A 12,783-nucleotide genomic window follows, 5' to 3' on the forward strand; every position below is an offset into this window, starting at 1 on the left:
CCCGCGACCAGCGCGGAGGACGACGGGGCGTCCGGCCTCGTTCGTGTCCAGGTGGATCAGCGTCCGAACTCGAACCCGGCGCCGGGGATGGCGGCCAGGAGGTCCTTCGTGTACTGCTCCTTCGGGGCGGCGAAGACCTCGTCGGTCGTCGCCTTCTCGACGATCTGCCCACGGCGCATGACGCACACGTTGTCCGCGACGAGGCGGACGACCGCGAGGTCGTGCGTGATGAACAGGTACGTCAGGCCGAGCTCGGTCTGCAGCTCGGTGAGCAGGTCGAGGATCTGCCCCTGCACGAGCACGTCGAGCGCGGAGACGGCCTCGTCGAGGACGATGACCTCCGGCTTGAGCGCCAGCGCGCGAGCGACGGCGATGCGCTGTCGCTGGCCACCGGACAGCTCGTTCGGGTAGCGGTTCACCATCGACTTCGGCAGCGCGACCTGGTCGAGCAGCTCGAGCACCCGGGCGCGACGCGATGCCTTGTCGCCCACCTTGTGCGTGGCGAGCGGCTCGGCGATCGTGTTCCCGACGTTGTACATCGGGTCCAGGGAGCCGTACGGGTCCTGGAACACCGGCTGCACGCGGCGGCGGAAGTCGAAGAGGTCCTTGCCCTTCAGCGCGCCGATGTCGATGCCGTCGAACTGCACGGTGCCGCTCGTGATGCTCTCGAGCTGCAGGACGAGCTTCGCGACGGTCGACTTGCCCGAACCGGACTCGCCGACGAGCGCCGTGGTGGTGCCCTTCTGGATCGAGAACGACACGTCGTCGACGGCCTTGAGCTCGCGGGTGGCGAGGCTCTTGCCGCGCAGCTTGTAGACCTTCTCGAGGTTCTTCACCACGATGAGGTCCTCGGCCGGACGGTGTTCGCGCTCCTGGGCCCGGGCGATCAGCTCGGCGTCGTCGTTGCCGGCGTCGGCGATGTCGACGCGTGCGTGCTGCACCTTCGACTGGATGCGACGGCTGGCCAGCGACGGGGCCGCCGCGACGAGCCGCTGCGTGTACGGGTGCTGCGGGTTGGCGAGGATCTCCTTCGAGGGACCGGCCTCGACGACCTGGCCCTTGTACATCACGACGAGCTTCTCGGCGCGCTCGGCGGCGAGGCCGAGGTCGTGCGTGATGAACAGCACTGAGGTGCCGAAGTCGCGGGTCAGGCTCTCGAGGTGGTCGAGGATGACGCGCTGGACGGTCACGTCGAGCGCGCTCGTCGGCTCGTCGGCGATGAGCAGCTGCGGGCGGCTCGACAGACCGATGCCGATGAGCACGCGCTGGCGCATGCCGCCGGAGAACTCGTGCGGGTACTGCTTCAGGCGGGTCGAGGCGTCGCCGAGGCCGGCCTCCTGCAGGACCTCGACAGCACGGTCACGGACTGCCTTCTTGCCGGTCGCCATGCCGTTCGCACGGATCGCTTCTTCGACCTGGAAGCCGATCGACCACAGCGGGTTGAGGTTCGACATCGGGTCCTGGGGGACGTAGCCGATCTCCTTCCCGCGGATCTCCGACATCTCCTTGTCGCTCAGCCCGACGAGCTCGCGCCCGTTGAACTTGATCGAGCCGCCGGTGACCTCACCGGTGCCGGGGAGCAGCTTGATGATCGCCTGGGCGCTCGTCGACTTGCCCGAACCGGACTCGCCGACGATGGCCAGGCGCTCGCCCTGCTCGAGGGTGAGGTTGACGCCGCGGACGGCCTGCACGAGGCCGCTCTGGGTCTTGAAGCCGACCTGCAGGTCGGTGATCTCGAGCAGCGGGGCGCCGGAACCGCCGGTGCGGCTGCTGTTCGTCTGGGTCAGTGTCTCGCTCATCGGCGGGCCCTCGCCTTCGGGTCGAGCGCGTCGCGCACCACGTCACCGAGGAGCAGGAACGCGAGCACGGTGATGGACAGGGCTGCCGACGGCCAGAAGATCGTCGACGGTGCCGTTCGGATCGAGACCTGTGCGGTTCCGATGTCGAGGCCCCAGCTGAGCGCTGAGTCCGGGAGCCCGATGCCGAGGAACGACAGGGTCGCCTCAGCCACGATGAACGTGCCGAGCGACACCGTCGACACGACGATGACCGGGGCCACGGAGTTCGGGATCACGTGACGGACCAGCGTCTTGAAGCGGCTCACGCCGAGCGCGGCCGAGGCCATCACGTAGTCGGACTGCTTCGCGCTGAGCACGGCACCACGCATGATGCGAGCGATCTGCGGCCAGGCGAACGCGGCGAGGACCAACGCCACTGTGATCGCGTTCCGCGCCGGGATGACCGACATGATCACGATTGCGCCGAGCACGGTGGGGATGGAGAAGAAGATGTCCGCGATGCGGGACACGATCGTGTCGAGCCATCCGCCGTAGAAGCCGGCGAGAGCGCCGATGATGACACCGACGATCGTGACCAGCACCGTGGCGACGATGCCGACGATCAGCGAGTTCCGTGCACCCCAGATGACACGTGAGTACACGTCGTAGCCCTGGCGGTTGTACCCAAAGATGTGGCCTGCTTCCGAGCCTTCGTTGCTCTTGGCGAGGATCGCCTTCCTCGGGTCGATGTGCGTGAAGAGGCCAGGGAACAACGCCACGACGATGATGAGCAGGATGAGCACGGCGGACACCCAGAACATCGGGCGGACACGCATGGAGTCCCAGGCATCGGTCCAGGTGGACCGGGTCTTCTCGTTCTCGTCGACCTGGTCGACCGCTTGGAGCGGGGTCTCCTCGATCGGAGCGACGTAGTGCGTCGCCGAGCGGGATGCGGCGTTACTTGGCATAGCGGATCCTCGGGTCCAGGACGGCGTAGAGCAGGTCGACCAGGAGGTTGGCGAGCATGAAGATGATGACCATCACGGCGACGAACGACACGACGGTCGGTCCTTCGCCGAGCTTGACGGCCTGGAACACCGTTCCTCCCACACCGTGGATGTTGAAGATGCCCTCGGTCACCACGGCGCCGACCATCAGGTTGCCGATGTCGACACCCAGGTACGTCACCACGGGGATGAGTGAGTTGCGGAAGATGTGCACGCCGACGACACGACGACGGGGCAGGCCCTTGGCCGTCGCGGTGCGGACGAAGTCAGCACTCATGTTCTCGGCGACGCTCGCGCGCGTCAGACGCACGATGTACGCAAACGACACCGAGGCGAGCACGATCGCGGGCAACACGAGTTCGTCCCACGGCGCTTCGCCGGACACCGTCACCCGGAACAGTCCGAGGTTGATGCCGAAGACGTACTGCAGCAGGAACCCGACGACGAAGGTCGGGACCGAGATGAGCAGCAGCGACACGACGAGTGCGGTGGCGTCGAACAGCTTGCCCTTGCGCAGACCAGCGATGACACCGACGACGATGCCGGCGACCGATTCGAACAGCAGCGCCAGGATCGCCAGACGGGCGGTGATCGGGAACGCCGAGGCGAGCTGCGAGCTGACCGGCAGACCCGAGTACGTCACGCCGAGGTCGCCGCGGAACACGCCGCCGATCCAGAGCAGGTACTGCACGATGAACGGCTTGTCGAGGTTGTACTGCTGTCGCAGCTGCTCGATCACCTGCGGTGTCGGCTGGCGGTCACCGAACAGCGCGGCGATCGGGTCGCCGGGCAGCGAGAAGACCATGAAGTAGATGAGGAACGTGGCCCCGAAGAACACGGGGATGAGTTGCAGGAGGCGCTTGCCGAGGTACCAGAGCATCAGATCACTGCCCGGTCCGGAGCGATGTCGATCAGGTTCATTGTGGTGAGGGGTGGACGGTCCGAGGGTCGGCACGGAAGTCCGGTGCGGGAGGGCGCCCGCGGTGTGGGGGAAGGTCTTACCGCCGCGGTACGGGGGTTCGGGGGCCATGTGGCCCCCGAACCCCCGTCCGGTGGTCGCGAGGCAGGATACCTGCTCGCGTGGTGGTCTCTACGAGACCAGGGTCAGTTCTTGACCTCGACGTCGTAGTACAGCGGCACCGAGTTCCAGCCGAACTTGACGTTCGACACCTTGTCCGCGTTCCAGACACCGGTCACGTTGGAGTACCAGAGCGGGATCTCGGGCAGGTCCTCGAACAGGAGTTCCTGAGCCTGGTCGAAGATCTTGTTGCCCTCTTCGACAGTGGCTGCCGAACGGCCCTTCGCGAGCAGCTCGTTGTACTCGGCCGAGTCGTAGCGCGCGTAGTTGCTCGACGAGCCCTTGCCCATGGTCGGGCCGAGGAAGTTGTACAGCGAGGGGTAGTCGGCCTGCCAACCGGTGCGGCTGCCGCCCGTGAGCTTGTCGTTCGTCTGGAGGTCGAGGGCCTCCTGGAACGTCGGGATCGCGTTGCCCTCGGCCTTGATGCCGAGCGTGCTCGAGATCGAGTTCGTGACCGCGGTCACCCATGCCTGGTGGCCACCATCGGCGTTGTACGTGATGGTGAGGGTGTCGTCGTACTTCGAGATCTTGTCGGCCTCGGCCCAGAGCTTCTTGGCCTCGGACTTGTCGTACTCCAGGACGTCAGAGCCCTCGAGGTCGTCGTTCCAACCGGCGATCACCGGCGAGGTGAAGTCCTTGGCCGGGGTGCGGGTGCCGTCGAAGATCTTGTCGGTGATCTCCTTGCGGTTGATCGCCATCGAGACGGCCTCGCGACGGAGCTTGCCCTCTTCACCCTTCCAGTGGTCCAGGTAGTAGGGCAGGTAGATGCCCTGGAAGATCGCGGCGGGCTGGTTGACGTTCGAGTCCGGGAAGTCGGACTTGTACGTCTGGAAGTTGGCGTCCGGCACGGCGTCGAGGACATCGAGGTTGCCACCCTGAGCATCCGCGTAGGCGGTGTCCTGCGAGGTGTAGAACGTGATCGTCAGACCACCGTTCTTCGGCTTGCGCTTGCCCTCGTAGTCCTTGTTGGCGACGAGCTTGATGGACTGGTTGTGGGTCCAGGCCTTCTTGCCGTCGAGCTTGTACGGACCGTTGCCGATCGGGTTCTCACCGAACGCCTTGGTGTCGTCGTAGAACGCCGACGGCAGCGGCACGAAGGCCGAGTAGCCGAGCGAGAGCGGGAAGTCGGACTGTGCCGACTTCAGCTTCACGGTGAACTCGTCGTCGTTCACGACCTTGAGGCCGGTGAGCTCGGAGTCCTTCTCGGCGTTGTACCCCTCGATGTTCTCGAAGAAGTACGAGGCGCTCTGCTTGTTCGAGAACTGGGCCGCCCAGTTCCACGCCTTCGTGAAGGACTCGGCGGTGACCTTCTCGCCGTTCGTGAAGGTGTAACCCGTGTTCAGTTTGATGTCGAAGGTCTTCGAGTCATCGGTGTCGATGCTCTTCGCGACCTCGTTGACGGGCTTGCCGTCGGCGTCGTACGAGACGAGGCCCTCGAACAGCGAGTCGATGACCTTGCCGCCACCGGTCTCGGTGGTGTTCGACGGGATGAGGGGCTTCTGCGGCTCACTCCCGTTCGTGGTGACGATCCCGGACGCGTTCGCCGAGCCCGAGCCACCCCCGTCGGAGCTGTTGCTGGAGCAGGCGGTCAGGGCGAGTGCTGTGGCCCCGAGCACGGCGAGGGCTGAGAGCCCGGCGCGCTTCTTGATCAAGGTTCCTCCTGGTGCATGGGACGCGCAGGGCACAGCGGTGTCGCCCGGGCGCGTTTGACCTTTGCAGCGTAGGCAAGGTGAACAGCGGCGTCCAAACCCAGGGGCGAACGGTTACACGCCGGTAACCAACTTGCACGATCCTTGCGACAAGATGCAACATTCGCGCGCGTGCCGGTGAAGGGTGCGTTTTTGTTGCATCCGCATGAAATCCATTGCACTCCGTCACACTTCTGTGCAAGTCGGGGGACGGCCGAGCATCGCTCAGGGGTACGGCTCGGGGGCTGCGTCGAGCGGTCAGGACATGCCGTGGGTGGCGCGCCGAGTGGTCACGAACTGTCGGTGGGAGCGGGTCCGGACGACGGTTCGTGACCGCTCGGGGAACTGAGCGGGGTGTCGTGACCAGCCGGGACGGGACCGTGCCGCCGGCCGGACACGACCGTGCCCCGCCCGGAGGACCGGACACGACCGTGCCCCGCCCGGAGGACCGGACGGGGCACGGGGCGCACGACGACGACGGGGTGTCGGCGCCGGTCGGGATCAGGCGAACGCCTCGATCGGCGGGCACGCGCACACCAGGTTGCGGTCCCCGTACGCCTGGTCGATGCGACGCACCGGCGGCCAGTACTTCCGGCCGCTGATGCCGGGCAACGGGTAGACGGCCTGCTCGCGGGTGTAGGCGTGCGCCCACTCCCCCGAGATCACCGACGAGGCGGTGTGCGGCGCGTGCACGAGCGGGTTGTCGTCCGCCGGCCACTCCCCGCGCTCCACCGCTGCAGCCTCGGCCCGGATCGCGAGCATGGCGTCGACGAAGCGGTCGAGCTCGGCGAGGTCCTCGCTCTCGGTCGGTTCGACCATGAGCGTGCCCGCCACCGGGAACGACATCGTCGGCGCGTGGAACCCGTAGTCGACCAGGCGCTTCGCGACGTCGTCGACCGTGATGCCGGTGGTGTCACGCAGCGGGCGGAGGTCGAGGATGCACTCGTGCGCGACGAGTCCGTCGTCGCCCGTGTACAGCACCGGGAACGCGTCGCGCAGTCGGGCCGCGATGTAGTTCGCGCCGAGGACCGCGGCCTCGGTCGCACGGGTGAGGCCCTCGAGCCCCATCATCCGGACGTAGGTCCACGTGATCGGCAGGATGCTCGGGCTGCCGTACGGCGCCGCACTGACCGGGCCGCCGGCGTGGGCCAGACGGTCGTCTGCCTCGGCAGCGGTCGCACCGGAGCGCCGGTCGGCCTGCTGCGCGAACGGGTGACCGGGCAGGAACGGTGCCAGATGCGCCTTCGCGGCGACGGGTCCCACGCCGGGGCCGCCACCGCCGTGCGGGATGCAGAAGGTCTTGTGCAGGTTGAGGTGCGACACGTCGCCCCCGAAGTCGCCGAAGCGGGCGTGGCCGAGCAGCGCGTTGAGGTTCGCGCCGTCGACGTAGACCTGGCCGCCGGCGTCGTGCACGGCGTCGCAGATCTCGCGGATGTCGTGCTCGTAGACGCCGTGGGTGGACGGGTACGTGATCATCAGGGCAGCGAGGGTGTCGGCGTTGGCGGCGACACGGGCCCGGAGGTCCTCGAGGTCGACGTTGCCGTTCTCGTCGCAGGCCACCACGACGACCTTCATGCCGGCGAGCACCGCGGACGCCGCGTTCGTGCCGTGCGCGCTCGACGGGATGAGGCAGACCGTCCGGTCCTCGTCGCCACGAGCCTGGTGGTACCCACGGATGGCCAGCAGGCCGGCGAGCTCACCCTGGCTGCCGGCGTTCGGCTGCAGGGACACGGTGTCGTAGCCGGTGACCTCGGCGAGCCACGACTCGAGGTCGCCGATCATGTCGAGGTACCCCTCGACGTCCTCGCGCGGTGCGAACGGGTGGATGTTCGCGAACTCCGGCCAGGTCACGGCGGCCATCTCGGTCGCCGCGTTGAGCTTCATCGTGCAGCTGCCGAGCGGGATCATGCCGCGGTCGAGCGCGTAGTCCTTGTCGGACAGGTGCTTGAGGTACCGCATCATGCGGGTCTCGCTGCGGTGTGCGCTGAACACGGGGTGCGTCAGGTAGTCGCTCTCGCGCTGCAGGGCGGCCGGGAGGCCCGTGGCCGCGTCGCGCACGGCACTCTCGGTCGCGGGGACGGTCACGTCCACCGCCCCGAGCACGCCCGCCAGCGCCGCGACGTCGTCGGGCGTGGTCGTCTCGTCGACGGACAGCTGGAACGTGTCGGCGTCCACGACGTGCAGCAGGTAGCCGGCGTCCTGCGCTGCCGCGACGATCGCCTCGGCGCGACCGACGGCCCGCAGGGTGAGCGTGTCGAAGAAGGCGTCGTGCACGACCTCGACCCCGGCGTCACGCGCCACGGCGGCGAGTGCACCGGTGGTCCGCGCGACCCGGGCGGCGATGAACCGCAGGCCCTCGGGCCCGTGGTAGACCGCGTACATCGAGGCCATCACGGCGAGCAGGACCTGCGCGGTGCAGATGTTGCTCGTCGCCTTCTCGCGGCGGATGTGCTGCTCGCGGGTCTGCAGGCTGAGGCGGTAGGCCATCTGACCGTCGGCATCGAAGGACACCCCGACCAGGCGACCGGGGAGCTGGCGCTCGAGGCCGGCGCGCACCGCGAGGTAGCCGGCGTGCGGGCCGCCGAAGCCGAGCGGGACGCCGAAGCGCTGGCTCGTCCCGACGGCCACGTCGGCACCCAGGTCGCCAGGGCTGGCGAGCAGGGTCATCGCGAGCAGGTCGGCTGCGACGACGGCGATGCCGCCACCGGCGTGGACCCGCTCGATGACGGACGACGGGTCGACGATGCGGCCCGAGGCGCCCGGGTACTGCACGATGACGCCGAACGCGCCGTCGAGCTGGTCGTCGCTCGGGCCGTCGGCAGCGTCGAACGCGCGCAGCGTGATGCCCACGGCGTCGGCACGGTGGTCGAGCAGTGCACGGGTCTGCGGCAGCAGGTCGGCGTCGACGAGGAACGCGTCACCCTTGACCTTGGACGCGCGGCGGGCGAGGAGCATGCCCTCGACCACGGCGGTGCCCTCGTCGAGCATCGAGGCGCCGGCGGTGGCCATGCCGGTCAGGTCGGACACCATCGTCTGGAAGTTGATGAGTGCTTCGAGGCGGCCCTGCGAGATCTCCGGCTGGTAGGGCGTGTACGCCGTGTACCAGCTCGGGTTCTCGAGCACGTTCCGCTGGATCACCGCGGGCGTGTGGGTGCCGTGGTAGCCGAGACCGATCATGGCGCGGCGGACGGTGTTGCGGCCGGCCTTCGCGCGGAGCTCGGCGAGCGCCTCGGTCTCGCCGACGGCGGCCGGGATCACCGAGTCGGCGGCTGGGCCGACGTGGATGGACTCCGGGATCGCCGCACGGACCAGGGCGTCGAGCGACGGCTGCCCGACGACGTCGAGCATGGCCTGCTGGTCGGCCGGGGTGGTGCCGATGTGGCGGTCGGCGAAGGACGTCTGGAGGTTCTCGAACGCGGTCATGCGATGCAGGCCCGGTACGCGTCGTGGTCCATCAGGTCCTCGGGGAACGAGGTGCCGTCGACCTTGATCTTCACGAGCCAGCCGGCACCGAACGGGTCCTGGTTGACGGTGTCGGGGGTGTCGACGACGGCGTCGTTGACCTCGACGACTTCGCCCTCGATCGGGGCGAAGAGCTCGCCGACGCTCTTGGTCGACTCGATCTCGCCGATCTGGTCGCCGGCGGTGGTCGCGGTGCCGACGGCGGGGAGCTCGACGTAGACGACGTCACCGAGCTGCTCGGCGGCGTGGTCGGTGATGCCGACGGTGACGGTGTCGCCCTCGACGAGCAGCCACTCGTGGTCGGCCGTGTACTGGAGTGCGGTCTGGTCGGTCATGGGGTCAGCCTTTCGAAGCGCGGCGGTAGAAGGGGAACGCGGAGACCGTGCTGGGGACGGCAGTCCCGCGGACGTCGATGTGGAGGACCTGTGCCCCGTCCGACACGGCGGCGAGCGCAGCCGGGTCGACGAAGGCCATCGCGACGGGGTGTCCGAGCGTCGGCGAGAGCGCGCCCGAGGTCACGGTGCCGACGACCGTGCCGTCGAGCACGACGTCGTAGCCGGCTCGGGGAGCACGGCGGCCCTCCGTCACCAGACCGACGAGCACGCGGGCGTCCGCCGACGGGGTGACGCCGGCCGCACCGACGAAGTCGCCGTCCTTCGCGACGACGCGGCCCAGGCCGGCCTGGGCCGGACGGACGTCGGTGCCGAGCTCGTGCCCGTAGAGGGGCATGCCGGCCTCGAGTCGCAGGGTGTCGCGCGCGGCGAGCCCGGCGGGGACGACGCCGCGGTCGGCACCGGCCTCGAGCAGGGCGTCCCAGAGCGCCGGGGCGGTGTCCGGGTCGGTGTAGACCTCGAAGCCGTCCTCGCCGGTGTACCCGGTCCGGGCGACGAGCACGTCGGCACCGTCGAACAGCGCGTGCAGCACGCGGTAGTAGCCGAGTTCGTCGAGCGGTGTCTCGGGCTGCAGGCGGTCGGCGACGACGAGCGCGTCGAGCGTGCCGGCAGCCGTGGGGCCCTGGATCGCGACGAGGGCCGTCGTGTCGGAGTCGTCGGAGACCTCGACGTCGAAGCCGTCGGCCCGGGCGGTGAGCGCGGTGACGGCCACGTCGCGGTTGGACGCGTTCGCGACGACGAGGAAGACGTCGTCGTCGGTCCGGTACACGACGAGGTCGTCGAGGATCCCGCCGTCCTCGGCGAGCAGCAGCGAGTACTTGGCGCGGCCGATGGGCATCGTGCCGAAGGAACCGGCGAGCGCGTGGTCGAGGAAGGCGACGGCATCGCTGCCGGTCACCCCGATCTCGGCCATGTGCGACAGGTCGAAGACGCCGGCGGCCTGGCGCACGGCGTGGTGCTCGGCGAGGTCCGACGAGTAGCGCACGGGCATGCGGTACCCGGCGAAGTCGGTGAAGGTCGCACCGGCGGCCTCGTGCACGGCTTCGAGCGGCGACGAACGCTGACCCGGCGTGGGCAGTGGGGACGGACTCATGGCGGAGTTCTCCTGGCATCGGCAGGGCCCGGCGACGATCGCCGGGTGGAACTCCCCCTCTGTCATGGGCCTGAGAGTTTCACCGCGGCCCGTGAGGTCCGGCGGCTTTCACCGTGGGCGAGACGACCGAGCGTCTGCTTTTCAGAGTGGCCTGTCCGCTGCGGTGTGGGACCTGAGAGATTGACGGGGGGATTGCTCCTTCGGTGCCGTGCGTGCGCCCGAGGGCACGACGTACCCAGAGGCACGATGTACCCAGAGGCACTGCACGGCGTCTCCCGCGACGGATGAACGGCCGGTGTGTTCAGTTGTCCGCGACGAGCATACCGAGGCCGCGTTTCGAGCGTGTGTCGCGAGCGGGCCTTCGACATCTCGTAGAATGCGGGGATGGCCGGACAACGATCGCGCCCCCGCGGGCAGCTGGAGCAGGCGGTGCTCGATGCCCTCCGCTCCGCCGACTCCGGGCGCACCGCACGCCAGGTGCTCGACGCGTTCCCGGAGCCCCGCCCCGCGCTGACGACCGTCCTCACCGTGCTCGACCGCCTCGGCCGCAAGGGCCAGGTGGAACGGGAGCAGCACGACGACGCTCCCCTGACGTTCCGCGCCGTGCACAGTCGTGACGAGCAGACCGCGTCGCTGATGTCGAGCGCACTGGCCGCGTCGTCCGACCGCGAGGCCGCACTGCTGCAGTTCACCGGCTCGCTCGCCTCGGACGACCTCGAGGCCCTGCGCCGCGCCCTCGACGCCCGCGCCCGCTCCTGACCGGCTGCGCACCGTGGTCGTCGCCGGCATCGCGCTCATCGTCCTCGCACTCGCGGTGGTGGTGTTCGCGCCCCGGGTCCTGACCCGCTCCGCCTGGACGATCGACCTGCCCCGCACCGCGCTGGTCTGCTGGTCGGTCGCGGTCCTGCTCGGCGTCGTCGGCTTCGTGGCCGGCATCACCCTCGTGGTGCTCGCCGACCGTCCGGTCACCGAGCTGTTCGGCGGGGACGGCTCCCCCACGCACGGCTTCAACGTCGGCGTCGCGCTCCTCGCGGTCGTCGCGTTCGTCGTCGCGGTCCGGGTGCGGCCCGGCCCGGAACACGAGGCCGTCCGGCAGGCGATGCGTTCCGGCGTCGCCCCGCACCGCGAGATCGACGGCACCCCCGTCGCCGTCGTCGAGGCCGACCACGCACTGGCGTGCGCCGTGCCGGGTCGGAGCGGTGGTGTCCTCGTCAGCACCGGCTTGGCAGACCGGTTGCGCACCGACGAACTGGAGGCCGTGGTCGCCCACGAACGCGCCCACCTGACCCAGCACCACGCGGCTGCGGTCGCGGTCGCGGAATCGATCGAGCGTGCGGTCCCGTGGGTGCCCGGTGCGCGCGCCATGGCGCGGTCGACGCGTGTGCTCGTGGAGTTCGCCGCGGACGACGCGGCGGCCCGTCGCGTCGGACGCGACGCCCTGCGCCGTGCGGTGCTGGTGGCGGACGGGAGCAGCGCGCTCGGGGCAATCCGCGCCTCCAGACTGTCGTAGCGCCCCTGTCGGAGGCGAGGCATAGGGTGTCAGCACCGTGAAGCCACTGACCGAAGCCGACATCCGATCGTCGTTCGTGAACGCCACCCCCGACGAACTCGCACAGCTGCCCATCCCGGGCCTGCACGAGACACTCTGGGACGAACGCGAGTTCCTGGGCTGGCGCGACCCGCAGGCCGCCCGCCGCGGGTACATCGTGTCCTGGATCGACGAGCGCCCCGTGGGCATCGTCGTCCGGTCCGCCGGTGGCTCGCTGCGCCCCGGCATCGCCGCGATGTGCTCGTTCTGCCACTCGCCGCAGCCCGCGACCCAGGTCCGGCTGTTCTCCGCAGCGCGTGCCGGCGAGTCCGGGCGCAACGGCAACACGATCGGCACGTACATCTGCGAAGACCTCGGGTGCCCGATGCTCATCCGCACCGCACCCCCGCACCTGAATCCGCCGGCGACCATCGCGATGCGTGGAGCCTCCCTGCTGCAGCGCGTGCAGAACTTCACCGCGGACATCACCAAGACGGCGTGAGCCGGTTCGGCACCGCCCGCTGGGCTGTGGTCGAGGAGCTCGGCGACGGACGGTGGCGGCTGACGCTGCGGGACGAGGCCGACGACGAACTCGGCGCGTTCGGTCTGGGCGTCGAGGGGCCGTGGGACCCCGACGTCGAGCCGCACGTCGGGTTCGTGCTCGTGCAGCTCGGCTTGACGCTGCGCGGGGCTCGGCCGTGGCGCATCGACGAACTCGGTGACCACCGGGCGCCCGTCCTGTCGCTCGGCTGAACGA

Annotated in this window: 11 protein-coding genes and 1 riboswitch; of the genes, 4 read left to right on the forward strand and 7 right to left on the reverse strand. The window is 69.3% G+C overall.

What is annotated here, in order from left to right:
• Positions 1 to 56: 56 nt before the first annotated feature.
• From DEJ05_RS06415 to gcvT, 7 genes are all read right to left on the reverse strand, one after another.
• Positions 57 to 1,799: an ABC transporter ATP-binding protein gene (locus DEJ05_RS06415; RefSeq protein ID WP_071404173.1), complete on the reverse strand. Its 1,743-nt coding sequence runs from the start codon at positions 1,797 to 1,799 to the stop codon at positions 57 to 59.
• Positions 1,796 to 2,746 (reverse strand): ABC transporter permease, encoded by a 951-nt coding sequence (locus DEJ05_RS06420; protein ID WP_111022608.1) that lies wholly within the window; start codon positions 2,744 to 2,746, stop codon positions 1,796 to 1,798. The genes DEJ05_RS06415 and DEJ05_RS06420 overlap by 4 nt, the downstream gene beginning before the upstream one ends.
• On the reverse strand, positions 2,736 to 3,665 hold the full coding sequence (locus DEJ05_RS06425) for an ABC transporter permease (protein ID WP_111022607.1): 930 nt from the start codon (positions 3,663 to 3,665) through the stop codon (positions 2,736 to 2,738). Before DEJ05_RS06425 ends, DEJ05_RS06420 begins: the two co-directional genes overlap by 11 nt.
• 224 nt (positions 3,666 to 3,889) lie before the next feature.
• Complete coding sequence (locus tag DEJ05_RS06430; RefSeq protein ID WP_111022606.1) at positions 3,890 to 5,515, reverse strand: ABC transporter substrate-binding protein; 1,626 nt, start codon at positions 5,513 to 5,515, stop codon at positions 3,890 to 3,892.
• Between the two features lie 537 nt (positions 5,516 to 6,052).
• A complete protein-coding gene (gene gcvP, locus DEJ05_RS06435; protein WP_111110031.1) occupies positions 6,053 to 8,974 on the reverse strand; it encodes an aminomethyl-transferring glycine dehydrogenase in 2,922 nt (973 codons plus the stop codon).
• Positions 8,971 to 9,348 (reverse strand): glycine cleavage system protein GcvH, encoded by a 378-nt coding sequence (gene gcvH / locus DEJ05_RS06440; protein ID WP_111029563.1) that lies wholly within the window; start codon positions 9,346 to 9,348, stop codon positions 8,971 to 8,973. Before gcvH ends, gcvP begins: the two co-directional genes overlap by 4 nt.
• Positions 9,349 to 9,352: 4 nt before the next feature.
• Positions 9,353 to 10,498 (reverse strand): glycine cleavage system aminomethyltransferase GcvT, encoded by a 1,146-nt coding sequence (gene gcvT / locus DEJ05_RS06445; RefSeq protein ID WP_111029564.1) that lies wholly within the window; start codon positions 10,496 to 10,498, stop codon positions 9,353 to 9,355.
• A 49-nt stretch (positions 10,499 to 10,547) separates the two neighbouring features.
• Positions 10,548 to 10,653: riboswitch (glycine riboswitch) on the reverse strand.
• A gap of 229 nt (positions 10,654 to 10,882) precedes the next feature.
• Here gcvT and DEJ05_RS06450 point away from each other — a divergent pair.
• From DEJ05_RS06450 to DEJ05_RS06465, 4 genes are read left to right on the forward strand one after another with little or no spacing between them, the layout of a single operon-like run.
• Positions 10,883 to 11,257: a BlaI/MecI/CopY family transcriptional regulator gene (locus DEJ05_RS06450; RefSeq protein WP_110864431.1), complete on the forward strand. Its 375-nt coding sequence runs from the start codon at positions 10,883 to 10,885 to the stop codon at positions 11,255 to 11,257.
• Positions 11,258 to 11,270: 13 nt separating this feature from the next.
• On the forward strand, positions 11,271 to 12,008 hold the full coding sequence (locus tag DEJ05_RS06455; RefSeq protein WP_071404179.1) for a M56 family metallopeptidase: 738 nt from the start codon (positions 11,271 to 11,273) through the stop codon (positions 12,006 to 12,008).
• 37 nt (positions 12,009 to 12,045) lie between these two features.
• Positions 12,046 to 12,528, forward strand: a complete 483-nt coding sequence (locus DEJ05_RS06460; RefSeq protein WP_027464546.1) for an FBP domain-containing protein — start codon at positions 12,046 to 12,048, stop codon at positions 12,526 to 12,528.
• Positions 12,525 to 12,779: a hypothetical protein gene (locus DEJ05_RS06465; protein ID WP_017887084.1), complete on the forward strand. Its 255-nt coding sequence runs from the start codon at positions 12,525 to 12,527 to the stop codon at positions 12,777 to 12,779. The genes DEJ05_RS06460 and DEJ05_RS06465 overlap by 4 nt, the downstream gene beginning before the upstream one ends.
• Positions 12,780 to 12,783: the final 4 nt, after the last annotated feature.

It is taken from the genome of Curtobacterium sp. MCLR17_045, from assembly GCF_003234405.1.
In the GTDB taxonomy this organism is placed as follows: domain Bacteria; phylum Actinomycetota; class Actinomycetes; order Actinomycetales; family Microbacteriaceae; genus Curtobacterium; species Curtobacterium flaccumfaciens.